The 25634-nt window shown below is 62.8% G+C and carries 22 protein-coding genes; 14 read left to right on the top strand and 8 right to left on the bottom strand.

The window, feature by feature from the left end; genetic code table 11:
• Nucleotides 1-12: 12 nt before the first annotated feature.
• Nucleotides 13-1125, bottom strand: coding sequence for a 12-oxophytodienoate reductase (locus tag HGI46_RS21065; protein WP_118074974.1), 1113 nt, complete (start codon nucleotides 1123-1125; stop codon nucleotides 13-15).
• A gap of 245 nt (nucleotides 1126-1370) precedes the next feature.
• Between HGI46_RS21065 and HGI46_RS21060 the strand changes: the two genes are divergently transcribed.
• The 6 genes from HGI46_RS21060 to HGI46_RS21035 are packed head-to-tail and all read left to right on the top strand — an operon-like array spanning nucleotide 1371 to nucleotide 7378.
• Nucleotides 1371-2648: an amidohydrolase family protein gene (locus HGI46_RS21060; RefSeq protein ID WP_168905732.1), complete on the top strand. Its 1278-nt coding sequence runs from the start codon at nucleotides 1371-1373 to the stop codon at nucleotides 2646-2648.
• A complete protein-coding gene (locus tag HGI46_RS21055) occupies nucleotides 2645-3865 on the top strand; it encodes a cytochrome P450 (RefSeq protein WP_162896227.1) in 1221 nt (406 codons plus the stop codon). Before HGI46_RS21060 ends, HGI46_RS21055 begins: the two co-directional genes overlap by 4 nt.
• Nucleotides 3865-5076 carry a cytochrome P450 gene (locus tag HGI46_RS21050; protein WP_125956756.1) on the top strand — a complete coding sequence of 404 codons (1212 nt, stop codon included), beginning with the start codon at nucleotides 3865-3867 and terminating at the stop codon, nucleotides 5074-5076. Before HGI46_RS21055 ends, HGI46_RS21050 begins: the two co-directional genes overlap by 1 nt.
• Complete coding sequence (locus HGI46_RS21045) at nucleotides 5073-5825, top strand: SDR family oxidoreductase (RefSeq protein ID WP_118074978.1); 753 nt, start codon at nucleotides 5073-5075, stop codon at nucleotides 5823-5825. The genes HGI46_RS21050 and HGI46_RS21045 overlap by 4 nt, the downstream gene beginning before the upstream one ends.
• Nucleotides 5818-6570 carry a ThuA domain-containing protein gene (locus HGI46_RS21040; RefSeq protein WP_168905731.1) on the top strand — a complete coding sequence of 251 codons (753 nt, stop codon included), beginning with the start codon at nucleotides 5818-5820 and terminating at the stop codon, nucleotides 6568-6570. Before HGI46_RS21045 ends, HGI46_RS21040 begins: the two co-directional genes overlap by 8 nt.
• Before the next feature lie 55 nt (nucleotides 6571-6625).
• On the top strand, nucleotides 6626-7378 hold the full coding sequence (locus HGI46_RS21035; protein ID WP_125956760.1) for an SDR family oxidoreductase: 753 nt from the start codon (nucleotides 6626-6628) through the stop codon (nucleotides 7376-7378).
• Between the two features lie 19 nt (nucleotides 7379-7397).
• On the opposite strand, the gene HGI46_RS21030 is transcribed toward HGI46_RS21035, so the two are convergent.
• Genes HGI46_RS21030 through HGI46_RS21020 form a run of 3 tightly spaced genes read right to left on the bottom strand, consistent with a single transcriptional unit; the run spans nucleotide 7398 to nucleotide 9564 of the window.
• A complete protein-coding gene (locus HGI46_RS21030; protein WP_118074981.1) occupies nucleotides 7398-8387 on the bottom strand; it encodes an amidohydrolase family protein in 990 nt (329 codons plus the stop codon).
• Between the two features lies 1 nt (nucleotide 8388).
• Nucleotides 8389-9156: an SDR family oxidoreductase gene (locus tag HGI46_RS21025; protein ID WP_118074982.1), complete on the bottom strand. Its 768-nt coding sequence runs from the start codon at nucleotides 9154-9156 to the stop codon at nucleotides 8389-8391.
• A 3-nt stretch (nucleotides 9157-9159) separates the two neighbouring features.
• Nucleotides 9160-9564 carry a limonene-1,2-epoxide hydrolase family protein gene (locus HGI46_RS21020; RefSeq protein WP_158454025.1) on the bottom strand — a complete coding sequence of 135 codons (405 nt, stop codon included), beginning with the start codon at nucleotides 9562-9564 and terminating at the stop codon, nucleotides 9160-9162.
• Between the two features lie 141 nt (nucleotides 9565-9705).
• Between HGI46_RS21020 and HGI46_RS21015 the strand changes: the two genes are divergently transcribed.
• On the top strand, nucleotides 9706-10476 hold the full coding sequence (locus HGI46_RS21015; RefSeq protein ID WP_168905730.1) for a hypothetical protein: 771 nt from the start codon (nucleotides 9706-9708) through the stop codon (nucleotides 10474-10476).
• A gap of 262 nt (nucleotides 10477-10738) precedes the next feature.
• Nucleotides 10739-11224, top strand: a complete 486-nt coding sequence (locus tag HGI46_RS21010) for a MarR family winged helix-turn-helix transcriptional regulator (RefSeq protein WP_162896230.1) — start codon at nucleotides 10739-10741, stop codon at nucleotides 11222-11224.
• On the opposite strand, the gene HGI46_RS21005 is transcribed toward HGI46_RS21010, so the two are convergent.
• The 3 genes from HGI46_RS21005 to HGI46_RS20995 are packed head-to-tail and all read right to left on the bottom strand — an operon-like array spanning nucleotide 11181 to nucleotide 14729.
• Nucleotides 11181-12464 (bottom strand): dihydrolipoamide acetyltransferase family protein, encoded by a 1284-nt coding sequence (locus HGI46_RS21005; protein ID WP_118074987.1) that lies wholly within the window; start codon nucleotides 12462-12464, stop codon nucleotides 11181-11183. The two genes, HGI46_RS21010 and HGI46_RS21005, sit on opposite strands and share 44 nt — an antisense overlap.
• A gap of 2 nt (nucleotides 12465-12466) precedes the next feature.
• Nucleotides 12467-13474 carry an alpha-ketoacid dehydrogenase subunit beta gene (locus tag HGI46_RS21000; protein ID WP_125956896.1) on the bottom strand — a complete coding sequence of 336 codons (1008 nt, stop codon included), beginning with the start codon at nucleotides 13472-13474 and terminating at the stop codon, nucleotides 12467-12469.
• A gap of 22 nt (nucleotides 13475-13496) precedes the next feature.
• Nucleotides 13497-14729 carry a thiamine pyrophosphate-dependent enzyme gene (locus HGI46_RS20995; protein ID WP_118074988.1) on the bottom strand — a complete coding sequence of 411 codons (1233 nt, stop codon included), beginning with the start codon at nucleotides 14727-14729 and terminating at the stop codon, nucleotides 13497-13499.
• Between the two features lie 204 nt (nucleotides 14730-14933).
• Between HGI46_RS20995 and HGI46_RS20990 the strand changes: the two genes are divergently transcribed.
• The 4 genes from HGI46_RS20990 (at nucleotide 14934) to HGI46_RS20975 (ending at nucleotide 22621) form a co-directional block, all read left to right on the top strand.
• Complete coding sequence (locus HGI46_RS20990; protein WP_118074989.1) at nucleotides 14934-15389, top strand: Lrp/AsnC family transcriptional regulator; 456 nt, start codon at nucleotides 14934-14936, stop codon at nucleotides 15387-15389.
• Between the two features lie 144 nt (nucleotides 15390-15533).
• The gene (locus HGI46_RS20985; RefSeq protein ID WP_125956766.1) at nucleotides 15534-17810 is read left to right on the top strand and encodes a TonB-dependent receptor; all 2277 of its coding nucleotides are present in this window, start codon (nucleotides 15534-15536) and stop codon (nucleotides 17808-17810) included.
• A 318-nt stretch (nucleotides 17811-18128) separates the two neighbouring features.
• Nucleotides 18129-20561, top strand: coding sequence for a TonB-dependent receptor (locus tag HGI46_RS20980; RefSeq protein ID WP_168854667.1), 2433 nt, complete (start codon nucleotides 18129-18131; stop codon nucleotides 20559-20561).
• On the top strand, nucleotides 20561-22621 hold the full coding sequence (locus HGI46_RS20975; RefSeq protein ID WP_168905729.1) for a PQQ-binding-like beta-propeller repeat protein: 2061 nt from the start codon (nucleotides 20561-20563) through the stop codon (nucleotides 22619-22621). Before HGI46_RS20980 ends, HGI46_RS20975 begins: the two co-directional genes overlap by 1 nt.
• A gap of 78 nt (nucleotides 22622-22699) precedes the next feature.
• Here HGI46_RS20975 and HGI46_RS20970 read toward each other — a convergent pair whose 3' ends face one another.
• On the bottom strand, nucleotides 22700-23434 hold the full coding sequence (locus HGI46_RS20970; protein WP_168854669.1) for an SDR family oxidoreductase: 735 nt from the start codon (nucleotides 23432-23434) through the stop codon (nucleotides 22700-22702).
• A gap of 163 nt (nucleotides 23435-23597) precedes the next feature.
• Here HGI46_RS20970 and HGI46_RS20965 point away from each other — a divergent pair, with 163 nt between their 5' ends.
• The gene (locus HGI46_RS20965) at nucleotides 23598-24215 is read left to right on the top strand and encodes an EthD domain-containing protein (protein WP_168854670.1); all 618 of its coding nucleotides are present in this window, start codon (nucleotides 23598-23600) and stop codon (nucleotides 24213-24215) included.
• Nucleotides 24216-24681: 466 nt separating this feature from the next.
• Nucleotides 24682-25398: an IS6 family transposase gene (locus HGI46_RS20960; protein ID WP_168905728.1), complete on the top strand. Its 717-nt coding sequence runs from the start codon at nucleotides 24682-24684 to the stop codon at nucleotides 25396-25398.
• Nucleotides 25399-25634 lie beyond the last annotated feature (236 nt).

Here is a 25634-nt window from a genome sequence, read left to right as displayed (position 1 = left end):
GATTGGAACCGGTCAGACAAGCTCGTCCAGCATGTCCTTGCTGAACTTGCGCAACTCTTCGGCGCGTCCGGCGCGGACCAGGTCCACCCAGTCGGGATTGGCGATCAGGCCCCGGCCAATCGCCACCAGATCCCAGTCGCCGGCCTCCAGGCCCTGTTCCAGCAGGGCGATGTGATCCAGCGAGAGGTTGGCGCGGACTTTGCCGTCCGGTTCCTTGAAGTCCGTATCGAGAGTGACCGAACCGACCGCGATCGTCGGTTTGCCCGACAGCGCCCTGACCCAGCCGGAAAGGCTGCGTCGATCACCTTCGAATTCGGGTTCCCAGAAGCGGCGGGTTGAACAGTGATAGACATCGGTTCCTGCAAGCGCGAGCGGTTCGACCATCCGGGCGAGCATGGCGGGCGACGTGACCATGCGCGCACCGTAATCGAGCTGCTTCCATTGCGAAATCCGCAGGGAAATGATGAAGCCGGGTGGCGTGGCGGCGCGTATTGCGCGGATGAGTTCGATGGCAAATGTCAGCCGCGCCTCGGGCGAGCCGCCATATCGATCCGAACGCTTGTTCGTGCCTTCCCAGAAGAACTGGTCGACCAGATAGCCATGGGCGGCGTGAATTTCGACGCCATCGAAGCCCGCAGCATCAGCCGTCTGCGCCGCCGAAACGAAGGCGGCGATCGTCGCGTCGATATCCGCCATTGTCATTTCGCGGCCAAAGGGCATTTCCGGCGCCGCAAGGCCGGAGGGGCTAACCCGCTCGACCTGTTCGGGCAGGGATGCGGTCATGCCGATCAGGCTGGGGCAGAATGCCCCGACATGCCAGAGCTGCGCCAGGATGGCGGTGCCATGTTCATGTACAGCATCAACGATGGGGCGCCATGCCGGCACGACGCCTTCTCCATAAAAACGTGGCACGGTCGATCCGAAGCTGCCGGGAACATCGACCGCGACACCTTCGGTGATAATCAGGCCCACTCCACCGGCGGCGCGCCTCGCATAGTATGGCAGGGTGGCTGCGCAGGGCAGGCCCGCGACGGCCTTTTCCCGCGTCATCGGTGCCATGGCGATGCGATTGGACAGGCTGCGCCGGTTCAGATCGATGGGCGAAAGGAGTCTGCTCGCTTGCATGGCGCTACGAATTATATCGATATCGATTTACATACAATGCCCTTGCGCGATCATTTGCAATTCAGCCGAGGCTTGACGGTATCAAACGCCGCATTTCAGCGCCCCCGGATCGATGTTGCATTTCTATCGATATCGATATAAACAACCTGCCGGGAGCAGGGAGAGGCACAGACACGGTGCAGAAAACGAATCGGACGCTAATAGAGAACGGACAGGTCTTTGATGGAACGGGCAGTGCGGCAGGCATGGCACCGATCCTGTTCGACACGAAGATCATCGCGACAGGAGAGGAGGCTCTTCGCCTGTGCGAAGGGCAGCCCGTTGCACGCATCGATGCGCGCGGTGCGACCGTCATGCCGGGCCTGGTCGATGCGCATTGCCATATCAGCTTCGATGAGCCGTTCAGCAACGATGAACTGTTCTTCCATCGCCGCGAAGGTCTGGCCGCGATCATTGCCGCCTACAATGCGCGCAAGGTCCTGCGCGCGGGCGTCACGACCATGTTCGATGCGGACACGATTTTCGACGTTTCGCTCGATCTGCGCGATGCCATCGAGTGCGGCGTTACCGAAGGGCCGCGCATGCGCTGCGGCGGGAATGCCCTGTTCACCTCGGTTGGCGGCACCGCCGGGCTGCTCGTGCCCGATGAAGGCAGCATCGGCTACCTGAAGGTGACGCGGACGCGCGACGAGATTGTCACCGAAATCCGGCGGCAGGCCAAACGCGGGGCGGACTGGATCAAGATTCACGTCACCGGCTTGATCCCGCGGCAGCGGCAGGAGGGCGAGATCCAGGTCTGGACACTGGACGAACTGAAGCTGGCAGCCGACACCGCGCACGAAGTGGGCCTGCCCATTGTGGGCCATTGCCGCAACGCTGCCAGCACGCATGATGCCGCCATCGCCGGCTTCGACATGATCCTGCACGCAACCTACATGGACGATGCCGCGCTGCGGGCCGTATGCGATGCGCGCGTGCCGATCGTGCCCACGCTGACGTTTCAGGCCGTGCTGGCCGATCATGGCGCGCGGATCGGCGCCAGCCCCTACCTACAGGACCTGTTTGCGAGGGAGATCGAGGCAAGCAGCAGGCAGTTGCGCCATGCCTATGATGGCGGCGTGCCGATCGTCTGCGGCACCGAGAGCGGTTTCTCGATCACGCCCTATGGCGAATGGCACTGGCGCGAGTTGCAGATCCTCGTTGAAAACCTGGGCCTGACCCCGCTTCAGGCCCTGTCCTGCGCAACGCTCGAAGGCGCGCGCGCGCTCAAACTCGATGACTGCACCGGCAGCCTTGAGCCGGGCAAGGACGCCGACATCATCGTGGTCGAAGGCGACGTGGCATCCGATGTCACGCTGCTCGGGCGCGAAGGGGCCATTCGCCACGTCTTCCAGGGCGGCAGGTCGATCGATGTCGAAACCCCGCTTGCCCCCCGCCGCGATCCGCCATCGTGGCGGGTTTCCAACTATTCGACCCGACCTGCGACCCGGCTGGCCGCCGGCCTGTGGAGCCCCAAGCAATGACCGAACATGTTATCTCCACATTCGAGGCCTGCTCGCGCACCTTGCGCCAGAACGACCTGCGCCAGGCGCTTTATGACGAAGCCGCGCTGATGATGGACCGCAGTCTCGTCAATCTCCATGGCACCGAGCATCGCGTGCGGCGCAATGTGGAGGCGACGGTGTTCCGCAAGAACATCTTCGTTGAATACGAGCGCAACGTGCTGCCGATTACGCTCGAGGAGACCCTGTCTCCCTTCCTGGCGGCAGGGCGCGGTGATCTGGTCGATATCGGCTATCGAATCATGATGAACCTGACGGTCGATTTCACCGGGATCGACCGCACTGAACGCTCGCCCGAGGAAACCGCCGAACTCCTACGCTTGCTCAAGGAGTTCAGCCTTGCGCCGGCGCTGGGCCAGTCTCCGCCAGAGGATCGCCCGGCCAAGCGCGCGCGGATCGAGGCTGCAATGGCGCAGTTCAACCAGCGGTTCCTCTATCCCTCGCTGGAGCGCAGGCGTGCCCTCAAGGCAAGAGTGGATGCCAGGGAACTGCCTGCCGATGCGCTCCCGCGCGATGTTCTCATGGCGCTGGTCTCGGGGGAAAGCACGCTGGGCATGACCGAGCACGAGTTTCTGCAGGAAGGCATCTTCTTCACCATGGCCGGTGCCCACACGACGATTCATTCGCTGACCCATGCCATTCACGAAATTCTGCAATGGATCGCAGCCCATCCTGAAGATGTCGCGCGCCTGCGCGACGATCCCTTCTTCGTGCAGCAATGCGTGTTCGAAAGCCTGAGGCTGCATCCATCGAGCCCGGTCGCCAAGCGCCGCACCACCTGCCCGTTCACACTGGCCAGTGGCGAAGAGGCGCAGGCAGGAGACACTATCGTCGTCAATCTGCGCTCGGCCAACCGGGAAACTGAAATCTTTGGCGTGGATGCGGACCAATTCAATCCGCACCGCGTCATCAATGGCTCGGCCTTTGCGCACGGCATCTCGATGGGGGTCGGCGCGCATGCCTGCCTTGGCCGCAACCTCGCGATCGGGGTCGAACCGAGACCGGGCACCGACCCGGACGACCACCAGTTCGGTACGGTGCCGCTGATCGTGCGCGCCTTGCTGCAAAGCGGCGTAAGGGCCGATCCGGATTCGCCTGCGGAACTCGACGGTGGCATCACCCGCATTTCGTGGGCGACCTACCCTGTCCTTTTCGACAAGACGCGGGCGATAATCTGATGGACGGTCACCGCATAACCGCGTTCCGGGAATGTGAGGCCGCACTGCGGAATCGCGATCTCAAGCAGGCCCTCTATGACGCCGGAAAGGTCGTCATGGATGAAGTGCTGCTGACCTTGCATGGCGAGGAGCACAACGCCCGGCGAACTGTCGAAGTGCGCGTTTTCCGGCGCAACTTCTTCAACTACTACGAAAAGGAGGTTTTCCCGCGCACTCTGGCGGAAACGATCGCGCCTTTCGTAGAGGCTGGCGGCGGCGACCTGCTCAAGCTTGGCTACCGCTTGACGGTAAACCTCACGTCCGACTTCGCCGGGATCGATCGTCCGGCGCGAACGGCGGAGGAAAGCGAGCATCTGATCGCGATCACCAAGAAGCTCAGCGAAGGCGCGACCATGGTGCACAGCACCCGCGATCACGCCGAACTGAACGCCGAAGTGCTGGCCGTGCTAGCCGATTTCCGCGAGAGCTATTTTCTGCCTTCGCTCGGACGGCGGCGCGCACTGCTGGAGGAGCGCAGGGCCGACAGGATCACCGACGCCGATCTGCCGCGCGACGTGCTGATGACGCTGGTGGCCGGGAATGACGAACTGAACCTTGGCGAAGAGCAATTGCTGCGCGAGATCGCCTTCTACATGCAGGCGGGCGCCCATTCGACCGCCAACTCGGTGGTCCACGCCCTGTGGGAAATCCTTGAATGGGCGCGCGATGACGCGGCACGCTGGGCCAGGCTGGAAGATCCGATTTTCGTGCAGCGCTGCGTGCATGAATCGCTGCGGCTTCATCCCGCCAGCCCGGAAGCATGGCGCACGGCCACCTGCCCCATGCATGTTCCCGGAGCAGGCGAGGTAGCGCAGCGTGAACGGATCGAACTGGACCTGTTCCTTGCCAATCGCGACCGGTCGATCTTCGGCGAAACCGCCGATCTGTTCGACCCGGACCGCGAATTGCCTGCAACCGTGCTGCGCTCTGGCCTGGCCTTCGGCATAGGCCTGCATACCTGCCTTGGCCGCGAACTGGATGGGGGGGTGGTTGCCAAGCCTGGCTCCGATCCCGCGCAGGCGCAACTGGGCATCGTGGCGCTGATCGTGATCGAATTGCTGCGCCACGGCGCACGCACGATCGAAAGCGACCCGCCGGAGCGGGACACGGCCACGCTCAGACAGAACTGGGGCCGGTTTCCCGTTCGCTTTACCGTGAAAGGCACGAAATGAAGTTCGCACTGGTAACCGGCGGGGCGGCCGGAATCGGCGCAGCAATCGCCAATGCGCTGCTCGGCAAGGGGTACAGGGTTGCCGTGGCCGATGCCAATGCGCAGGCCGTGCACGATTTCGGTCCGTCTGCTGCTTCGCAGCATGTGACAGCCCATCATTGCGACGTGTCCGATGGCGATGCCGTCACATCACTGTTCGATGCGCTGGGAGCCGCGCCGGACCTCGTCGTCAACAATGCCGGCATCGTGCGCTTCGGCCCCTTGGCCGATATCGCGATCGCGGATTTCCGGCGCGTTGTCGAAGTCAACCTGATGGGCGTTTTTGCCGTGACCAGCGAAGCCGTGCGGCGCATGCTGCCGCGCGGTTCGGGCCATGTCGTATCGCTGACATCGATCAATGCCTATGGTCCCGGTCCCGGATCGGGTGCCTATCCGGCAACCAAGAGCGCGGTGCTGCAATTGATGCGACAGTTCGCGATGGAATATGGACCACAGGGCCTGCGGTTCAACAGCATCGCGCCGGGCTTCATCGACGGCGGCATGTCGACTCCGATCTATGCCGACCCGGCGGTGCGCGCAGTGCGCTCAGCCGGTGTGCCGCTGGGCCGTCTGGGGCTGCCGGAAGACATCGCCAATGCCGTCTGTTTTCTCGACAGTGCCGAAGGCGGCTATATCAACGGTCACGATCTGGTCGTGGATGGCGGCGTAACCCATGCCGTGCTGAAGAACCTGCCCCGCACCAATGGCTGACAGCGAAATTGTGGCAAACAGGGCCGAAGCAGGCGTCGGCCGGCTGCGGCTGGTCATCTACAGTGGCGGTTACAAGCATCCCTTCGTGGAATCGACAGCGGCCCTGCTGGCCATCGCGCGCCGGGTGGGGCTCGAAGTGGCAATCTGCGCCGATCTGTCAGAGGCCCTGGCAAAGTTGCGGCGGGGGCAGGATATTCTGGCCGTCAACGCGCTGCGCTGGTCGATGACCCAGGCTGATCGCTTCGCGGCAGACCGCCCCACGTGGGGCGGCGCGTTGAGCGACGACGAGTTCGCCGCAATCTCCGGCCATGTTGACGATGGCGGTGGGCTTCTGGCGATGCATACGGCCGTCATATGCTGGGACAACCAGCCCGGCTGGCGCACCTTGCTTGGCGGAGGCTGGACATGGGACCACTCGCACCACCCACCGCTGGGGAAATTTACGGTGAGAGTCGTCCTCGCCCTGGCCGCAGGACCTGACGCCGCTGGACCTGACGCCGCCGGGCCGGATATGGCGCAGTTCGATGTTATCGACGAGGCTTACCACAACCTCGATCCGGCCACAGACTGCGAGATCGTTGCGCTGGCCGAAGCCGGTCAGGAGCCTCAGCCCGTGATCTGGCGTCGGCGACAGGGAGCGGGCCGGATCGTGGTCGACGCGCTTGGGCATGATGCCCGTTCGCTGACCGCTCCGGGACATGTCACCATCCTCAAGGCGATGCTGGCCTGGCTGTCCGGGCAATGATCCCCGCCAGGCGGGCCGATCGCCGCAATTGCAGATCCAACGGGAGAGAAGCCATATGACACTCGCAGGAAAAAGCATTCTCGTCACCGGTGGAGGTTCGGGACTGGGGGCTGCCATGGCACGCCTGTTCACGCTTCGCGGTGCAAAGGTCACCGTGAGCGGTCGGCGGGCCAACAAGATCGCCGCGCTGTGTGACGAGATCGGCTGTGCGGGCGTGGTTGGCGATGTTGCCGATGCGGCAGACCGGGAGGCCATGATCGCAGGTGCGGTTGCACACGGCGGAGGGCTTGATGCGCTCGTGAACAATGCGGGCAACATGTATCGAACGGCGCTTGCGGAGATGGACGAGCAACGGCTGACAGCCGTGTTCCAGACAAACGTCATCGGCGCGATGATGCTCTCGTCGCTGGCGATGCCGCATCTGGAGGCTAGCAAGGGATCAATCCTCTTTTTCGGCTCCAGCCATACCCGCCGCGCCTTTCCGGGTGCATCGCCCTATGCCGCGACCAAAGCCGCCGTGCAGGGTCTGACCCAGGTTCTTGCCGCCGAAGTGGGCAGCAAGGGAGTGCGGGTGAACTGCATCGTGCCAGGCAGCGTGCTGACCGAGATCAACGTGCGGGCGGGTCTGCTGACCGAGGAGGAAGCGGCCAGCCGCTATCGCGAACTGCCGGCGCTTCAGGCGCTCGACCGGCTGGGCGAAGGTGTCGATGTTGCCGAGGCAGCCGAGTATCTGCTGTGCGCCGGGTGGGTTACCGGCGCGATCCTCGACGTTGATGGCGGCCTCGGGCTCGGCGTTTCGAAAGGCTGACCCGGACTTCCGGCAAGGCTCAGGCGCGCAGCAGGCGCCTCGCGTTGTCGGCCAGCAACTGCTCCATGCCATGCGTATCGGCGTGCTGCGGCGCGTCCCAGCCGGCGAAATTGGTGCCATAGACCAGCCGATCGCGGCCAACCCGCTGAATCAGGAGATCGAGCGAGAGGTCATCGTGCATGTGCACATCATACCAGATGCGCTGGAGGGCTGCTTCGAAGCGGCCTTCGTCACGCAGGCTTTCCGGCACCCACTGGCGCTTGTGCGCAGCATGGCGCAGGCGCCCCCACACCAGCGCCAGTGCCCCGCCGCCATGGCTGATGCAGATATCGAGCACGGGATGGCGATCGAGCACGCCGCCGAACAGGAGCGTGGCAAGCGCGGTCGTTTCCTGCATCGCAAACCCGACGGTGATGTCCAGTTCGAACCTGCCGAATGCCGCAGGGCCGGCCGGGCCATCGATCCCGGCAGAGGCCGGGTGGATGAACAGCGGCACGTCGAGGGCGACGACCGCCTCGTAGAACCGGTCCATCACCGGATCGCACAGGCTCTGCGGCATGTCCGTGCCGATGTAGGCGGCGCGAAAGCCCAGTTCGCTTACCGCGCGGCGCAACTCGGCAATCGCCGCATCGACATCCTGCATCGGCAGGGCCGCCGACGCGCCGAGACGGTCGGGATAGCGGGCAACCTGCGCTGCGAGTGCATCATTGTGCCTGCGGCAGAAGGCAATCGCTTCCGCTGCCGGAATGTAGTGGAAGTAGGTCAGCGGATTGGGCGAGAGCAACTGCCAGTCGATCCCGATGCGATCCATCGCCGCGACCCGCACATCCGGGTCCATGAAGGCGCTGCCGCGATAGCGCACGCCGCGCAACCTGTAGTCACCGATGCGGAACACCGGCACGCCATCCTCTTCGGTCAGTTCGGGACCGAAGTGACCGGCGCTGCCAAAGGTCTCCTCGATCACCGCGTGGGCGTGGATGTCGATCACGCGGGCGCTTGCAAGGCTCATTTCAGGCATATCCCTTCGCGACGCCGCCATCGACCGCGATCGCGGTTCCGGTCATGTAGCTTGCAACTTCCGAGCCAAGGAAAACAGCGAGACTGGCGATCTCTTCGGCTTCGGCGAACCGGCCTAGCGGGATATCGGCAAGGATTGCGGCCTCTGCCGCGCTGGGGCCATCAGCGTCGCCCGGCCCCAGCAGCTTCTCGACCCGTCCGGTGCGTGTCCACCCAGGGCAAACCGTGTTGACCAGCACATTGTCCGCAGCGACCTGCTGCGACAATGTCTTCGCCCAGCCCAGCACCGCCATGCGCAGGCTGTTCGACAGCGTGAGATTGGGGACCGGCTGCTTGACCCCGAACGACGATATGTTGACGATCCGCCCCCAGCGCCGCGCCCGCATCGCAGGGAGTACCGCGCGGGTCATCCGCACGGCGGACATCAGCGTGAGGTTGGTGGCCGCCTCCCACCGCGCATCGTCCAGCGTATCGAACAGCCCCGGCGGCGGGCCACCGGCATTGTTCACCAGCACATCGACCGGCCCGAACTGCGCCGCGACCGTATCGGCAAGCCCGGTGATCTGCGCGGGATCGGCAAGGTCTGCGACAAGCGCCAGGCAGCCGGGCATCTGCGCTGCCGCCAGGGCAAGCTGATCCGGATCGCGCGCGCAAATGGCCACGCGCGCGCCTTCGTGATGAAATCCGCGCGCCGTGGCAAGGCCTATCCCCTGGCTTCCCGCGCAGACCAGAACGGTCCTGTCCTTCAGCCCCAGATCCATGCTTCAATGCCCTTTCGGAGTGCCGAGAGCCGCCATCTGCGCGCGATAGCTGGCCAGATCGAAGTAATCGCGCCATTCGCAGATCAGATTGTCGCGCACGCGGAACACACCCATAAGCGGCAGTTCAACCCGTGCGCCGCCGATGGTCATGCGGTCAATCCGCTCTGTCAGCACATGATCGCCGTTCGCTGCAGCATGGCGCACTTCCCAAGCGGAATCGGTCAAGGGCCCGACGCCGCGCAGATAGCGTTCGACTGCGGCCAGGCCGGACAGTGGCTCCATCGGAATGTTGTGATAGGTGATATCGGGCGCAAGGTGCGCAATCACCCGATCGAGATCCGGGCCGGTCCAGGCGCTGCAGAACGACAGGACGCATTCAAGCGGAGACATGTCCGTGTCGTCAGCCAAGTCGACTTCTCCCAATTCTCTTCTGGCCGCTTCCCTTGACACGGCGCACCGCAGTTGTGAAGTATCGAAATTAATATATTTCTGGACGCATTTCCTCCCTTGGCGCCGACGCCCTGCCATAGAGATCGTGCAATGCAGGTGATGACAGATCATGAAAGCCTGGCCTCCATTCTGCTGCAGGCGCAGCGGGAAGGCCGTGCCGTTCCGCAGGACGTGTTCGGCAAAGACCTGGACATTGCCGACGCGCTGGCCATCCAGCGAGAACTGCATGCACAGGCGATTACTGCGGGCCGGATGCCATGCGGCCACAAGATCGGCCTGACATCTCCCGGCGCCATGCGCCTGTTCGGCGCGCAGGAGCCAATGATCGGGACGATCTTTGCCGATACCGTACTTCCCCCCGGAGCTGCCGTGGCAACGGGCACGTTCATCGCCCCCCGGATCGAGGGTGAGATCTTGCTGGAAATCGGCCATGCACCGGAATGGAATGCCAGTGACGATATCCTTCTGGCCGCGCTAACCAGCATTCGTCCGGCCTTCGAAATCGCTGATTCCCGCATAGTGGGATGGCCAGGGAACGTGACGCACGCCACTGCCGACAACGCCTGCTGCGCGCGCGTCATGCCGGGGGCCGACCGGGTGCAGGCAACGCAAGTCGATCTGGTCGATGCGCGCAGCGAGTTGCTGGAAGATGGACAACTGGTTGCAGCCGGATCGCCGCGCGATTGCCTGGGTTCGATCCTGAATGCGTGGCGCTGGCTGCTGCGCCGATCCGGCGAACTGGGCATCGCGCTGCAGCCGGGCGATATCGTCCTGTGCGGCGCGATGGGGCCTGCCGTTCCCCTGAAGCCGGGGCGGCGATATGAACTGCTGGTGGAGGGCCTTGGCACCGTCAGCCTGCAGGCGGAATGATGATGCCGGGCGCCGGTGACTCGCTACCCGGCCAGGACCTTGATCCCGGCCTGCGATCTAAGCCCGCCCTTGCTCCCGGGAACGCCCTACCCTACGCTACCCTGCTTAGCCCGGCCCGGCACTGCCCGCGCCGGAAGGCGATGCGAAAGTTGAAGATTGTATGCCAAACCGCAAGAAGGACCCGGAGCCGAGACGCAATCGCGATCCCTTGCCGCCGCTGGCCGATCGCATTTCGTTTCTGGTCCATCGGATCGGTGCGCACATGGCCCGCATTTCCAATCCGTGGTTTCAGGAAGCCGGACTCGATCTGGTCACCTCGCGGATGATCGTACTGCTGGCCGAACGGGGGGAACTGACGGCCGGAGAGATCGTCAAAGTCATGGCTCTTCCTCAATCGACCATTTCCCACCAGTTGAAACGCCTCGAAGGCCTTGGTTATCTGAAGCGTGAAGTCGGCAGCGAGGATTCCCGGATCGTCATCGCCCGCTTGACGGCGGAAGGCGTGGAGGTGGCAGGACGTGCCAACGAACTCAGCCGTGACGTGGTGGACGAACTGGTTTCGGCAATCGGGCAAAAGGAGTTGGCGGCTGTCCGGGCGGCGCTCAAGCGGGCGGACGCAGCGCTTGAGGCGATGTATGATTCACGCCTTGCCGCATCCAGTTCAAGGCGCAGGAACAGGAAGGTCGGTATGCAGGCTCCCTCCCCTAGCCCGCCAGCAGAACCGCGGGCCGTTCAAGCAGAAGCTTGATTTTCTGGACGAAGCTGGCCGCGTCATGGCCGTCTACGACCCGGTGATCGCAACTGATCGAGAAATTCATCAGCTTGCGCTCGGCGATCTGTCGCTGACCGAGCGCATCGGTAACAAAGGCAGGCCGTTCGACAATGCGGTTCGGACAGATGATCGCCACTTCGGGCCGGTTGATCACCGGCGTTGCTGCGATCCCGCCCAGCGTTCCGAGCGAGGTCAGCGTCAGTGTCGAACCGCTGAGCTGGCCTGATGCAAGCGATCCTGACCGTGCGCCTTCGGCCAGCGTGACGATGGCGGCGGCCAGTTGCCAAAGATTGCGGTCCTGGGCATCGCGAAGCACCGGAACCATCAGCCCGCCGGATGTCTGCACAGCGATGCCCATATGGACCGCGCCGAAGCGGGTAACCACGCCTGCCTCATCATCGAAGCGGGCATTGATCATCGGAAAATCCGGGATGGCCCGGCATGCCGCGATGATCAGGAAAGGCAGCATCGTCAGCTTGGCACGCGCTCCCCGTTCGCCGTTGAGCGCAGCGCGCATGGCCTCAAGCTCGGTGACATCGATCTCTTCCACATAGGTGAAGTGCGGGATCGCGCGCTTGGATGCGGCCATGTTTTCCGCGATCCGCCGCCGCAGACCGACGACACGGACAGCGTCGTCGGCGCGCGCGACACCCGCCGGGCGATATCCTTCGCCGCCGCGATAGGCGAGGAAGGTGTCAAGATCGCCATGGCGGATCCGACCGTCGGCGGTTGGCAGCAGACAGGCAAGGTCGATGCCGAGATCCTGCGCGCGCTGGCGCACCGCCGGGCTGGCAAGCGTGCGCGGCCCCGTTGTCACTGGCGCCAAGGATGCCGGGGCCGAGGTTGCCGGTGTGGCTGCGATGGCGGGCGTGGCAGGCTGGACCGGCTCAGGCGCGGCCGGAGGTGGCGGGGGCGGCGCAACTGATGGCGGCGTTGAGGCAGGGGCTGCCGCGCCATGTTCCGGCGCGACATCCTCTTCGGTGACGATGACCGCCAGCACGCTGCCGATCGCGATGACATCGCCAACCTCTCCGCCCAGCGCCTTGACCCGTCCGCTGACCGGGCTTTCCATCTCGACAGTGGCCTTGTCGGTCATCACATCGGCAAGGCGTTGGTCGGCAACGATACTGTCGCCCACGGCAACGTGCCAGCCGACGATCTCCGCCTCGGCGATGCCTTCGCCGATATCGGGAAGGTGGAACGTGAAATCGGCCATGATTAGTCCCTTGCGAGCAGGCGCGTGATGGCGGTGCCAACCCGTTGCGGGCTGGGGAAATAGTCCCATTCGAAGGCGTGGGGGTAAGGCGTATCCCAGCCGCACACGCGCATCACCGGCCTTTCCAGCGAATAGAAGCAGCGCTCCTGGACGAGCGCGGCCAGTTCCGCGCCGAAGCCGGAGAAGCGGGATGCCTCGTGCACGATCAGGCACCGGCCCGTCCGCTCGACCGAGGCGGAGATGCTGTCGATATCGAGCGGAACGATCGAGCGCAGATCGATCACTTCACCATCGCAGCCGCTGGCTTCGACGGCTGCGAGCGCGACATGGACCATCGTGCCATAGGCGAGGATTGTGAGATCCCCACCCGGGCGCACGACATCGGCCTTGCCCAGAGGCACCGTGTAATAGCCGCTCGGAACTTCGGCACGGGTGTGTCCGGCCCAGGTCTTGAGCGGGCCATCGCCATGACCATCGAACGGCCCGTTGTAGAGCCGCTTGGGTTCGAGGAAGATCACCGGATCGTCGTCCTCGACAGCCGCGATCAGCAGGCCCTTGGCATCGTGCGGATTGGAAGGGATCACGGTCTTGAGGCCGGTGATGTGCGCAAAGATCGCCTCGGGGCTCTGGCTGTGGGTCTGCCCGCCGAAGATGCCGCCGCCATAAGGCGAGCGGACCGTGATCGCCGCCTCGAATTCCCCCCCCGATCGGTAGCGCAGCCGCGCCGCTTCGGAGACCAACTGGTCGTAGGCGGGCAGGATGTAGTCTGCGAACTGGATCTCGGGCACGGGGCGCAGGCCATAGGCCGCCATGCCGATGGCGGTGGCCACGATGCCGCCTTCGGCGATGGGCGTATCGAAGCAGCGGTGCCTGCCATGGCGCGCCTGAAGCCCGTCGGTAACGCGAAACACGCCGCCGAAGAAGCCGACATCCTCTCCGAATACCAGCACGCGCGGATCGCGGGCCATCATCACGTCCATGGCGTCGTTCAGCGCCTGGATCATCGACATGCTGGAGGTTGCCGCAGGCCGATCAGTCATGCTCTTCGAGCCCCAGTTCGCGCATCTGTTCGGTCAGGCGCCAGTCCGGCTCCTTGAACACGCCGAGGAACATTTCGCGCAGCGGGGGCTTGGACTTGCCCAGCGTGCCGACCTTTTCCGCCACGGCGACGGCCGCCGCCACGCGCGCGGCCAGTTCGGCCTTCAGAGTTTCCTCGCGCGCTTCGTCCCATTCTCCGATTGCGGTCAAATGGCCTGACAGCCGCTCCACCGGGTCGCCCAGGGGCCAGTGGGCGGCCTCGCTGGCAGGGCGATAGCGCGTTGGGTCATCGCTGGTCGAATGGCCCGCCGCCCGATAGGTGAAGAATTCGATCAGCGTGGCACCCAGCCCCGCCCGTGCGCGCCTGGCGGCCCAGTCGATCACGGACCAGACGGCCAGGAAATCGTTGCCGTCCACCCTCAGTCCCGGCAGGCCATAGCCGATGGCCTTGGCGGCAAAGCTCTGGGCGGTGCCGTTGGCGATGCCCGAGAACGAGGAAATCGCCCACTGGTTGTTGGTCACGCAGAGGATGGCAGGCGCGCGGTAGACGCTGGCGAATGTCAGTGCCTCGTGAAAATCGCCCTCGGCGGTGGTGCCTTCGCCGATATAGCCGAGCGCGATCTGGTCGCGCCCGCTGTAGGCGGCGGCCATGGCCCAGCCCACCGCATGGCCGAACCGGCTGCCGACATTGCCGGAGAGCGAATAGAAGCCATAGTCGCGCGCCGAATAGAGGATCGGCAACTGGCGACCCCGCAAGGGATCTTCTGCATTGGAGAAGATCTGATTGACCATTCGCTCCAGCGGATAGCCCCGCGCATGAAGCCAGCCTGCCACGCGATAGGTCGGGAAGGCCATGTCGTCGCGGCGCAAGGCCAGCGATGGGGCGACGGCGCAGGCCTCCTCGCCGGTGGACTTCATGTAGAAGCTGGTCTTGCCCTGACGGTGAAGCCGGAAAAGGCGATCGTCGAACGCGCGGGTAAGCAGCATGGCTTCCAGACCGGCGCGCAGAACGTCCGGATCAAGCCGGGGATTCCAGCCGCCCCTGGCATGGTCATCATCATCCAGCACCCGGATCAGATCGAACGCGAGGTGGCGCAGTTCATGCTCGTCCGCGTCATGGGGCGGGCAGTCCACGCTTCCTGCCGGCTGCACCACGATGTGGGAGAAATCGGGTTCGTCGCCCGGACGGGCACCGGGTTCCGGTACATGAAGGCCGATACCTGACATCCTGCTTCCTCAGCGCCATCACCAGCATCGGCAGAGCGGCTCTGCCTTCAGCGTGGTTCGGTAGTGGACCAAGGGTATGCTTCCGAAGCGGGAATGTCCTTCCAAAGCTCGTGCTACCAGGCTCCAATCTTGAATGATCATTCTATTGAAATAAATTCCATTAGAAGATTATTCTCAATTTCAGCCTTCAGGGGGACGAATCACATGGATCAGATTGACCGGAAGATCCTAGCCGAACTGCAGGCGGACCCCGAACTTGCCATTCACGCATTGGCCGAACGGGTCGGCCTCTCGCAGACACCGTGCTGGCGGCGGCTGCGCAAGCTGGAGGCGGAAGGCATAATTCTGGGGCGGGTACTGTTGCTCGATCCCGCCAGGCTCGGTTATCCGATCAGCGTCTATGTCGAGTTGAAGCTCAATCGCCACGATGACGAAACGCTCGGGCAGTTCGAGGACCTTGTCAGCCGCCACCCCCAGATCGTGGAATGTTTCGCGATGAGCGGGCAGAGCGATTTCATCATGCGCATTCTTGCGCGGTCGGTTTCAGACTACGAACAGTTTGCCCGCACGACCCTCCTGCGCTTTCCAGCCGTTTCCGCGATCAATTCCAGCTTTGCACTCAAGACGATCAAACTCGACCGGGGCGTTCCGATGGATTGACGCGTCCCATGCCTCCCGGCCCTACCTCACTCCAAAAAATCAATATCGATATATATAGATTGATTTCGATATAATCTGGAACTACACTCCAGCGGGATTGATCGTTCGCCAACGCAAGGCTGAACGGCAAACGGGAGAGGGCAAATGTTCGAACCAAATGCGAAAATGCGTCTGCGATCCGCGTTGATCGTGGCAATGCTGGGGACCTGCAGCGTGCCCGCCCTGGCGCAATCCCAGGCAGACCCACAGGCGCAAACGGACCAGGATGCGCTTTCATCGATCGTGGTCTATGCCCAGAAGAAGGCCCGTGGCGAGGAACTGCAGAAAGTTCCGCTTGCGGTAACTGCCGTGGATGGTGCTGCGATCGAGCGCAGCCACATGGTCGATATCCGCGATCTGGGCCGGCTCGTTCCCAATGCGCAGCTCGATGGCGTCGGCACCTTTCCCGGCTTCGCCAACTTCTTCATGCGCGGTGTCGGCGTCAGCACCTCCGTCCGCTCGCTCGATCCTGCCGTGAACATCGTGCAGGATGGCATGGTCATCGGTTACCAGGCCGGCGCAATTCTGGACGCGTTCGACATGGAGGGCGCGGAAGTTCTGCGCGGGCCACAGGGCGTGCTGTTCGGCAGAAACGCTTCGGGCGGTGTGGTATCGGTTCGCAGCCGTCGGCCGGACGGATCGGATGATGCCTCCGTCAAGGTGACTCTCGGCAACGCTTCGACGGTAGAAATTCGCGCGACTGGCCAGACGAGCCTCGTTCAGGACAAGCTGTTTGCCCGCGTTGCGGTCTTCACGCGCAATAACGACGGCTTCTTCATCAATCGCAATTCCGGCACTTTCGTGACTGTCCCCGCCAATGCCAATCCGACCGGCGCCGCTGCCGCCATGCATCGCGAAGGCCGTGTGCAGGGTGCCAACGATCAGGTCGTCAAGGGAACGCTCGTCTTCAAGCCTGCCCAAAGCACAACCCTGACGCTGCTCGGCCAGTATCTGCACATGAACGATGGCGGGGGTGCGACAAGATCCTATCTGCTGCCGAACACCGCGCTGCGCCAGCATCAGACAGTCTGGGGCTGGACACCTGACAATGGCAAGTGGTCGGTCAATCTCGGTGATCCGGGCTACACGAAGATCGACGGGTATCACCTGATTGCCGAGCTGTCGCAGGACATCGGCACCGGGACGCTGACGGCCATCGGGGCCTATCGCAAGATCGATTACGATGCGACGCTCAATGTCAGCGGCGATCCGTTCAATGTCGTGCTGTTCCCCGACAACGAGGAGAGCGCACGGCAGAAGAGCCTTGAGCTGCGCTACAACATCAGCCTGAACGACACGATCGATCTGCTGGTCGGCGGCTTTCTGTTCGATCTCGATACCAGCGTGTTCGAAAAGCGCATCACCCGCCTCGCGACGGGTTCCAACCGCTACACGATCAATCGCTGGCAGCAGTCTGCGCAGTCCTATGCGGCCTTCGGGAACATCGACTGGCGCCCTCTGGGCGGACTGACGCTTTCGGCTGGCGTACGCTACAGTTACGACCGCAAGAAAATGCACATCGTTCCGCTGAGCAACTGCCCCGGACAGTCGTTCGCGTCGTGCAGTTTCAATTACCTCGATGGCCAGCGCAGTTGGGATGACGTGTCCCCCCGCTTCATTGCAAATTATGAAGTGGCCTCTGATGTCATGGTCTATGCAAGCTATTCGAAGGGCTATCGCGCCGGCAACTTCAATGCCCGTGCGCCCTCTGCGGTGGGTGCGGTCACCCCGGTGGATCCCGAAACCGTGGGCTCATTCGAAACCGGCCTGAAATCGCAGTTCCTGAATCGGCGGGTGCGGCTGAACGTCGGCTATTTCCGCCAGAAGTATGACGATATCCAGCGGCTCACGCAGATTGCCCTGCCCGGAGATTCGCCGCTTCAGCAGCTCGTCAACGCGGCCAAGGCGACCATTCAGGGGGTCGAGGTGGAAGCTTCGGTCGTGCCGGTACGCGGCCTGCGCTTCGATGGAACGCTGGGCTACATCGACGCAAAGTACGATCGCTTCGACAATCTGACCGGCCTTGCGGCAGGACAGGCGGCAACGGACCTCAAGTTTGACCGGGTGCCGAAGTGGACCTACTCGATCGGCGGCAGTTACGATCGTGATCTTGGCGAAAATGCCAAGCTCAGGCTGCACGCGGGATATACCTGGCGCAGCCACGTATTCACCGACCTGCTCAACACCAAGTCGCTCGAACAGAAGGCCTATGGCCTGCTCGATGCCGGCGCGAGCATTGACCTCGGGCGCTGGTCTATCGGCGTGTTCGGTCGCAACATCGCAAATGTCGAATATGCCGAAATCAAGTCAGCCGGCGTCGGCTACAATGCTTTCGGCGGTTCTCCGCGGTACTACGGGATGGAACTTGGCTGGCATTTCTGAATGCCGGCTTGATCTGGATGCATTGCGGAGATTGTGTTGGAATCTGGTCCGAAACTGTCCGGCCGGGCAGCTTCGGACCGGACTTCCGGACTGCATATGGTCCTGCTGTGAAGCTGCACCGGCCCGTTGGGCAGTGAGGCCCATTGCGCAGCTTTTGCGCTGACTTTCCGGACCCGAATTTCACGCGGTAACCCAGAAATGCAGCGATTTCGATATACATGTGTATCGATATCGTTATATTTTGCTGGACGAGGATAAGGCGAATCAAAGTACGCCAACACAGATAGGTCAGTAACCATCTGACAATGGGGGAGATTTATGAGGAACCTGAAGGTTTGTCTCAATCTTGGCAGCGCGGCGCTGGGGTTGATGGCTGTTTGCGGCAGTCCAGCGGCACATGCCCAGGATACGACTGCGAATGACAGCGGTCTTACCACCCTGCAGGAAATCGTGGTCACCGCACAGCATCGTTCGGAGAATCTTCAGAACGTCCCCATTGCGGTCAGCGCGATCAATGCCGAACAGATCGAACAGCGTTTCAGCCGCGACATCGCCCAACTCGGCGGGCTTGCGCCGAACGTCGTGATCGACACGCTCTACGGCGCAAACACTCCGATCATCTCGGTGCGCGGGGTGCAGTTGAACGACGGCGAAAAGAGCTTCGATCCGGCGGTCGCGGTCTATCTCGACGGGGTCTATCTTGCCACAACCACAGGCGCCCTGCTGACGACCTTCGATGCCAGCGAAGTGGAAATCCTGCGCGGCCCACAGGGCACTCTGTTCGGTCGCAACACCATTGGCGGCCTTGTGCATGTGCGCCGGGCCGAACCCACCGGCGAATTTGGCGGGCGGATCAGCGCGACCTACGGAAGTTTCGAGCAGATGGACTTCAAGGGTGTGATGAACCTGCCGTCCATTGCCGACGGGGCGATCTCGGCCAAGGTTGGCCTCATCAGTCTGCACAATGGCGGCTATTTCCGCAACATCGTGCGCAACAAGCGCGAGGGCGACAAGGACTTCAACATGTTCAGCGCTTCGGTGAAGATCGAGCCAAGCTCGTCCGCCAAGCTCGTCGTCAATTACGACTATATCGATGACAACACCCCGACCACGCCGGTCACCTCGCTGACCGGGCCGGGCGAATTGTTCTGTATCATCACTACTGTCGGATCGTGCGGTGCACCGGCGAGCGATTCCGACTATCATCGGCGTCCCGTCACCAACTTTGTGCAGCCGCAGCGATTCAATGCGCACTCGCTGATCGCGAACGGCGAAGTGGAAGTGGCGCCCGATCACAACCTGCTGGCCGTGGTCGGCTATCGCACCTCCGACGAGAAGGCGATGAACAAGTTCGACGGGCTCGAACAGCCATACTTCTTCGTGTTCCGTCCGCAGACGCAAAAGCAGTTTTCAGGCGAACTGCGCTACCAGGGCACGATTTCAACCGCGAAGATCGTTGCCGGGGCATACTATTACAGCGCAAGCTATGAGATCCATCAGCGCAACTACTTCTTCCCCTCGCCCATCGCCACCAACTCCACCGAAGACCAGATCTTCGACCTCATGGAAGGTAACACCGTGGGTGGCGAGACTCCGGGCGGCGAAGCCAAGCAGCGGACCAGGAACTACGCCTTCTTCGGTCAGGTAGACTGGGAAGCGGTGCCGAACCTGACCCTTTCGGTCGGTGGCCGCTATACCCATGAAAAGAAGCGGATGTGCGCAGGCACAGCCACGGGAACGGTGGGCAACCGCACTTTCACCTCCGCCTTTGGCGACTGCCCGGACGCCATCGCGAACCTGGCGGTCTATACCCCCAACGCCGTTGATCCGGTTACCGGTGCCGTCACCCGCCAGACCGGCATTCTGACCACCTCGCGTTTCACCCCCCGCTTCGGTGTCAGCTATAAGTTCGACAACGGCATGGTCTATGCCAGCTATTCGAAGGGCTTCCGCTCGGGCGGGTTCAACGGTCGCGCATCGTCGGCATTCTCGCTGGGACCGTATCAGCCTGAAACCGTGAGGAGCATCGAAGCAGGCTTCAAGTCGCAATGGTTCGACAACCGCCTGCGGGCAAACGTCAATTTCTTCCGCATGGACTATTCGGGCAAGCAGGAGGATGTGGTCTTCCCAGATCCCGTGCTTGTTACCCTCACCGTCGTGCAGAACGCGGCAAAGGCCCGCATGCAGGGGGTTGAGGGCGAGTTCCAGTTCATTCCCGCCGAAGGCCTGACGCTTGGCATGAACGTGGGCTACCTCGACGCAAAGTATCTGGGCTGGCTCGACCTGGGCACGAACCTCGATCCTGCCACTGCCGCTGCCCGGCCGCTGGTGACCATCGACAAATCCGGCTTCTCGATGCGTCGCGCGCCCAAGTGGTCGCTTGATGCAAATGCAGTGTACCGGACCAGCCTTGGCGAAGGCAAAACCCTGATCCTGGATGGCTCGATTCGTTACAAGAGCCGGTATTTCATCGGTGCCAACACGGTTTCGGCGAATGTCGAAAATCCGCTGCTGGTAAAGCCCTTTGCAATGGTCGATGCCAGCATCACCTACGAGACGGGGCCATTCCGTTTCTCCTTGTTCGGCAAGAACCTGACCAATCGCAACTACTTCACGCACGTACTCGACGTTGGGACCGGATATGGGGCGACACCGACCAATCCGACCCCGGTTCCGATTCCGGGCCTGTGGACCTACGGCACCATCGCCGCGCCGCGCACCTTCGGTATCGAGGCGCAGGTCAAGTTCTGATGACTGGCCAGCCACGCCTGCCTTCAGCGTCGGACCATGCTGTGACCGGGCAGCCAGGCACATTGTGTCCGGCTGCCGGTTCAAGCAACGTCATCCGGGAGAACGTGCTTGGCGCACACGTTCGCCGGGCGTGGATGCTGGTCGTGGCTGGGGTGCTGGCGATCGGGACGAGTGCCTGGGCCGAGCGCACGTCCGAGAAGCAAGCTGCCCCAGAAGCGCTGAAAGACGTGTCGGAGTTCAACACCGCAAAGGGCCTCCTGGCCGACCGCGAAGCCCTGCCCGGCGCAAAGATCTTCGCGGAGAACTGCGCGGCTTGTCACAATGGCGGCGTACCAAAGGCGCCCCATGTGCAATGGCTTGAAATGCTGGCGCCGTCATCGATCGTGGCAGCGCTGACCAACGGCGTGATGGCGCAGCAGGGCGCGAACCTGACCGCCGACCAGAAGCTGCGCGTGGCCGAGTATCTCACGCGGCAAGATCTCTCGGCCGGCCTTCCGGTGATGAACTACGCCGCGCAATGTACCGGGCCTGCGGGCAGCTTCGATCGTCGGCTTCCCGTCGTAAAGGCGGGTTGGGGCTACGATACAAGGCGCTTTGTGCCCGAAGCGCTTGCCGGGCTCGATGCGGGCGATCTCGGCAAGCTGGAACTGCGCTGGGCTTACGCTTTCCCCGCCGCCACCAAGGCGCGTTCGCAGCCTTCGATCGGATATGGCGCGGCCTTCGTCGGCAGCGAAGACGGCAGGGTCTATGCCTTCGATCTTAAGACCGGCTGCGCGAAATGGACCTTCAAGGCGACTGCCGAGGTGCGAACGGGCATTGTCCTCGTCGATGGCCCCAAACCCATGGTCTATTTCGGTGATCTGTTCGGCAAACTCTATGGCGTTGACGCGCTGACGGGCAAGCTCGTTTGGGCGCGGCGCATGGACAATCACCCCAGCGCGACCCTGACCGGCACACCGGCCTATCGTGATGGCCGCCTCTATGTGCCGGTGTCTTCGCTGGAGGTCGTTCCGGCGGCAGGGGCGGACTATGTCTGCTGCACGTTCCGCGGGCATCTCGATGCCATCGATGCGAAAACAGGCGAGCCGGTTTGGCAGTTCTTTCCCATTCCGGAAGAACCGAAGGAACGCATTCTCAATGGCAAGCGGGGCTTCGCCCCTTCGGGAGCGCCGGTCTGGACAAGCCCGACGGTGGATGAGCGGCGCGGACTGATCTACATCGGGTCGGGCGAGAATTACAGTTCGCCCTCGGACGGCAACAGCGATGCGATCTTTGCGGTCGATCTGCGCACCGGCAGGCGGGTCTGGCAGAGGCAGACGATCTCCGGCGATGCCTGGAACGTCGCCTGCATGATGGCTGACAACCCCAATTGCCCGGCCGAGAAAGGGCCGGACTTCGATCACAGTTCGTCCATGCTCCTGATCGACGTTCCGGGCGGAAAGCAGATCATGGTCGTCGGCCACAAGAACGGCACCGTCTACGGACTTGATCCCGATGCGCAGGGAAAGCTGCTGTGGCAGACAAAGGTCGGGCGCGGCAGTATTCAGGGAGGCGTTCATTTCGGCATGTCGGCAGACGGGACGACGGTCTATGTGCCCATCAATGACATGAACGATACGCATAACGGCCAGTATCTCGATCCCGCAACGGCCCGGCCCGGTATGCATGCCATCGATGCCACCACTGGCAAACTTCTGTGGAGCAAGGTCCAGGGCAACGTCTGTGGCGATCGCCCGTTCTGCGATCCGGGCATTTCCGCGCCGGTCACCGCTGTCTCCGGCGCGGTCATCGCCGGTCATCTGGACGGCCACATCCGCATTTACGGGCGCGCTGGCGGAGCCTTGCTGTGGGATTTCGATACGACCCGCAATTTCAGGACCACGAACGGCGAACCCGGCCAGGGCGGCAGCATGTCCGGTGCGGGGGCCGCAGTCGGCAATGGTTATGTCGTGATCAATTCGGGCTATGGCTTGTACAGCCATTCGCCAGGCAACGTGCTGCTTGTGTTTTCCGCCAGAGCGGAGGCCGACGATACCGCCAACGGGCGACCCGGCCACTGATACCAGGCTGCACGGACTGGAAACAGGCGGCGCTCGCCCCGAACAACGCGGCAATCTCGCAGGAGCAAGCCTCAGAAATCACCGCACCGTAGTTCCGCCATCCACCGCCAGGGTCTCCCCGGTGACGAAGCTCGATTGATCAGACAGTAGCCAGGCGATCGCCTGTGCCTGCTCGTGCGGCGCAGAGACACGGCCCAGCGGGATCCGCGCGACCGTGCTCGCCTCGCCGCCCGGACGTGTCAGCATCTGCTGGTCGAACATCTCAGTGCGGGTAGTGCCGGGCAGCACGGCATTGACCCGGATCGCATCGGCCGCCCCGTCCAGCGCGGACGAGCGCGTCAGCCCGACCACCGCGTGCTTGCTGGCCGAATAGAGCGCCAGTCCCGGAAAGCCGCGCTGGCCGGCAATAGAGGCGACGTTGACGATCGAACCGCCGCGCCCGCGCATGGCCGCCATCTGATGCTTCAGGCAATGGAACACGCCGCGCACGTTGAGCGCAAAAAGCCGGTCGAACAGCGCGAGGTCGAGGCTGTCGAGCGGTGCCGCATCCTGCGTCATCGCAGCATTGTTAACCGCCCCATCGAGCACCACGCCCTCGCGCGCCAGCTCGGCAAAGAACGCGATCACTGCGGCATCGTCGGTAATGTCGAGCGGCTCGAAGCGCCCGCCCGCTTCAGCGGCGATCCGCTCCCCCTCCTCGAGGCGGCGGCCGGTGCCGATGACCGTTGCACCCTGTTCGCGACACAGCCGATAGACCGCCTCGCCTATCCCGCCGGTGGACCCCACGACCAGCACCGTCCTGCCTTCAAACATTATCATCCCTCCTAGCATGCCCCGGCAGCACGATCCCGCCCTGTTTCAGGTAGGCCCGCGTCAGACGGTCGCGGATCGGCGGCGCGGCGCAAGGGGCCGAAACAGCGGACACGACGACATGACCATTTGCTTTATATCGTTTTCGATATAAATTCTAACATCTATGACCGACCTCATCCAGCCCAAGCTGATCTATCTGATCCGTCGCCATCCTGCCTTCACCCGTGCAGACTGGACAGCGCGCTGGCGGCAGCACGCAGCGCTCGGCATGTCGCTGCCGCGCTGGAAGAATGTCGCGCGCTATGTCCATGGCGATGTGGTGGAACCGCGCGCCGGGCAACACGCCTATCTGGCCGATCACGACGGTGTCGGCCTGATCTGGCACCGATCGCTGACGCATCGCGCGGCGCATTTCGCCGACACGTCGTCGCAGGCCGTGATGGTGGCCGACGAGGCCGAGACTTTCGCCGACTGGATCGCTAACCACTGCCTGTCCGCGCGCGAGGAAGTGTTGATCGCGCCGAGCGACGCGGCGGTCGTGAAACTGATGTGCTTTCTATGGGACGATGCGGCGGTCGCACGACCAGACGGCACGTGCGGCCATGTCCGCAACGTCCCCTTGCCCGGCGACTGGGGCCTCGATTGCACAGGAATCGAGGAATTCTGGTTTGCCGATGAGGACGCGGCCAACGCCGCCGCGAAAGCGCTCGGCCTGACCGGTCGCTCGCTCGCCGTGCTCGTGCGCGACTCCGAACTCTACAGCATCGGGGAGCTTTTGTGACAGCGCAGGAGACTGATCCGGTCCCAAGGAACCGGCCGGATCAGCAAAGATGCGGTGCACCCCTGCGTAAAGCAACGCAATCTTGTACATGGGATCCGGTAGACATGATGTACAAAGTTGTCTGGAAATGGGGACATCCTGGGGGGCACACCACCTCTGGTCCGCCAAATAAATCAAATTTTATCAATTTCTTAGCGTAGAACTATGGTTTCCTCCGTCTCCGCCACTCATTTCAGACAAACTTTTCTCTGAAAGGCCGCCTTTGGGCGGCAAGTGCGCGGATTCGTGCGACTTTTTTCTGCAGATCGGAACCATGAAACGGAACTGCCGCAGAGAATCGGCGCAGTCCCTGCACAATGCCTGCAGCGGAGAACGGAAACTGGTTCCGTTCTGACTCCTCCCCGATGGCCCTGTCAAAGCTAACGCACCCGTTGGAGCTGGGCACTGCCTTCGCTAACTTGAGCTGATGCCAAGGCCACGCAAACCTCACAGTCCATTCCGCTACTTCAACTCCTCGCCGGAGATCATCCGGCTCGCCGTGATGTTGTATGTGCGGTTCCCGCTGTCATTGCGCAACGTGGAAGACCCGCTCTTCGAGCGGGGGATCGATGTCTGCCACGAGACGGTGCGGCTGTGGTGGAACCGTTTCGGACCAATGTTCGCAGCCGACATCCGGCGGCAGCGGGTGAACCGCATGCGCGGTTTCCGGCATTGGCGTTGGCACCTCGACGAAATGTACGTGAAGCTGAATGGCGAGATGGTCTACCTCTGGCGCGCGGTGGACCAGGAAGGCGAAGTGCTGGAAAGCTACGTCACCCGCACTCGGGACAAGGCGGCCGCCCTCACCTTCATGCGCAAGGCCCTGAAGCGCCACGGATCTCCTCAGCGGATCACCACCGATGGTCTGCGCTCCTATCGTGCAGCGATGACCGAGCTCGGTTGCGAAGACAAACAGGAGATCGGGAGGTGGGCGAACAATCGGGCCGAGAACAGCCATCTGCCCTTCCGACGACGAGAGCGTGCCATGCTCCGTTTCAGGCAGATGAAGGCGTTACAGAAGTTCGCCTCGGTTCACGCCTCCCTCCACAACCACTTTTCTCAAGAACGCCACCTCGTCGATCGACAGACCTTCAAGCAGCGACGCTCGGCAGCTCTTGCCGAGTGGCAATCCCTCGCATCCTGAACTCTGGCTGTCTCTGGGGGCTCTTTGTCAGCAGAGAACGTTTCGCTTTAGACTGACAGCTCCCGGGTATGCTATCTGAAAAACTGAAGTTGGTGACAATTAGTATGATTAATGCCCAACCGCTTAGAGCCCGAACCGAAAGTTGTTGAGCAATACCAGCATGTTGTGATTCACGCCTCTTTGCGAAGAGATGGAGTGAATGGTGACATGGACTGGTATTGCCCGGCGCGAGCATA

The organism is Novosphingobium sp. ERW19, assembly GCF_012641315.1.
Classification (GTDB): Bacteria; Pseudomonadota; Alphaproteobacteria; order Sphingomonadales; family Sphingomonadaceae; genus Novosphingobium.
This window is presented reverse-complemented; position numbering and strand designations above follow the sequence as displayed.

What these genes read in the sequence shown, in the direction of transcription:
- HGI46_RS21060 (WP_168905732.1), top strand. Translation starts at nt 1,371, where the DNA reads ATGGCACCGATCCTGTTCGACACGAAGATCATCGCGACAGGAGAGGAG.
- HGI46_RS20985 (WP_125956766.1), top strand. Translation starts at nt 15,534, where the DNA reads ATGTTCGAACCAAATGCGAAAATGCGTCTGCGATCCGCGTTGATCGTG.
- HGI46_RS21015 (WP_168905730.1), top strand. Translation starts at nt 9,706, where the DNA reads ATGACAGATCATGAAAGCCTGGCCTCCATTCTGCTGCAGGCGCAGCGG.
- HGI46_RS21035 (WP_125956760.1), top strand. Translation starts at nt 6,626, where the DNA reads ATGACACTCGCAGGAAAAAGCATTCTCGTCACCGGTGGAGGTTCGGGA.
- HGI46_RS20970 (WP_168854669.1), bottom strand. Translation starts at nt 23,434, where the DNA reads ATGTTTGAAGGCAGGACGGTGCTGGTCGTGGGGTCCACCGGCGGGATA.
- HGI46_RS20980 (WP_168854667.1), top strand. Translation starts at nt 18,129, where the DNA reads ATGAGGAACCTGAAGGTTTGTCTCAATCTTGGCAGCGCGGCGCTGGGG.
- HGI46_RS20965 (WP_168854670.1), top strand. Translation starts at nt 23,598, where the DNA reads ATGACCGACCTCATCCAGCCCAAGCTGATCTATCTGATCCGTCGCCAT.
- HGI46_RS21000 (WP_125956896.1), bottom strand. Translation starts at nt 13,474, where the DNA reads ATGTCGATGATCCAGGCGCTGAACGACGCCATGGACGTGATGATGGCC.
- HGI46_RS21045 (WP_118074978.1), top strand. Translation starts at nt 5,073, where the DNA reads ATGAAGTTCGCACTGGTAACCGGCGGGGCGGCCGGAATCGGCGCAGCA.
- HGI46_RS21010 (WP_162896230.1), top strand. Translation starts at nt 10,739, where the DNA reads ATGGCCCGCATTTCCAATCCGTGGTTTCAGGAAGCCGGACTCGATCTG.
- HGI46_RS21050 (WP_125956756.1), top strand. Translation starts at nt 3,865, where the DNA reads ATGGACGGTCACCGCATAACCGCGTTCCGGGAATGTGAGGCCGCACTG.
- HGI46_RS21030 (WP_118074981.1), bottom strand. Translation starts at nt 8,387, where the DNA reads ATGAGCCTTGCAAGCGCCCGCGTGATCGACATCCACGCCCACGCGGTG.
- HGI46_RS21040 (WP_168905731.1), top strand. Translation starts at nt 5,818, where the DNA reads ATGGCTGACAGCGAAATTGTGGCAAACAGGGCCGAAGCAGGCGTCGGC.
- HGI46_RS20990 (WP_118074989.1), top strand. Translation starts at nt 14,934, where the DNA reads ATGGATCAGATTGACCGGAAGATCCTAGCCGAACTGCAGGCGGACCCC.
- HGI46_RS20975 (WP_168905729.1), top strand. Translation starts at nt 20,561, where the DNA reads ATGACTGGCCAGCCACGCCTGCCTTCAGCGTCGGACCATGCTGTGACC.
- HGI46_RS21005 (WP_118074987.1), bottom strand. Translation starts at nt 12,464, where the DNA reads ATGGCCGATTTCACGTTCCACCTTCCCGATATCGGCGAAGGCATCGCC.
- HGI46_RS20960 (WP_168905728.1), top strand. Translation starts at nt 24,682, where the DNA reads ATGCCAAGGCCACGCAAACCTCACAGTCCATTCCGCTACTTCAACTCC.
- HGI46_RS21055 (WP_162896227.1), top strand. Translation starts at nt 2,645, where the DNA reads ATGACCGAACATGTTATCTCCACATTCGAGGCCTGCTCGCGCACCTTG.
- HGI46_RS21065 (WP_118074974.1), bottom strand. Translation starts at nt 1,125, where the DNA reads ATGCAAGCGAGCAGACTCCTTTCGCCCATCGATCTGAACCGGCGCAGC.
- HGI46_RS21025 (WP_118074982.1), bottom strand. Translation starts at nt 9,156, where the DNA reads ATGGATCTGGGGCTGAAGGACAGGACCGTTCTGGTCTGCGCGGGAAGC.
- HGI46_RS20995 (WP_118074988.1), bottom strand. Translation starts at nt 14,729, where the DNA reads ATGTCAGGTATCGGCCTTCATGTACCGGAACCCGGTGCCCGTCCGGGC.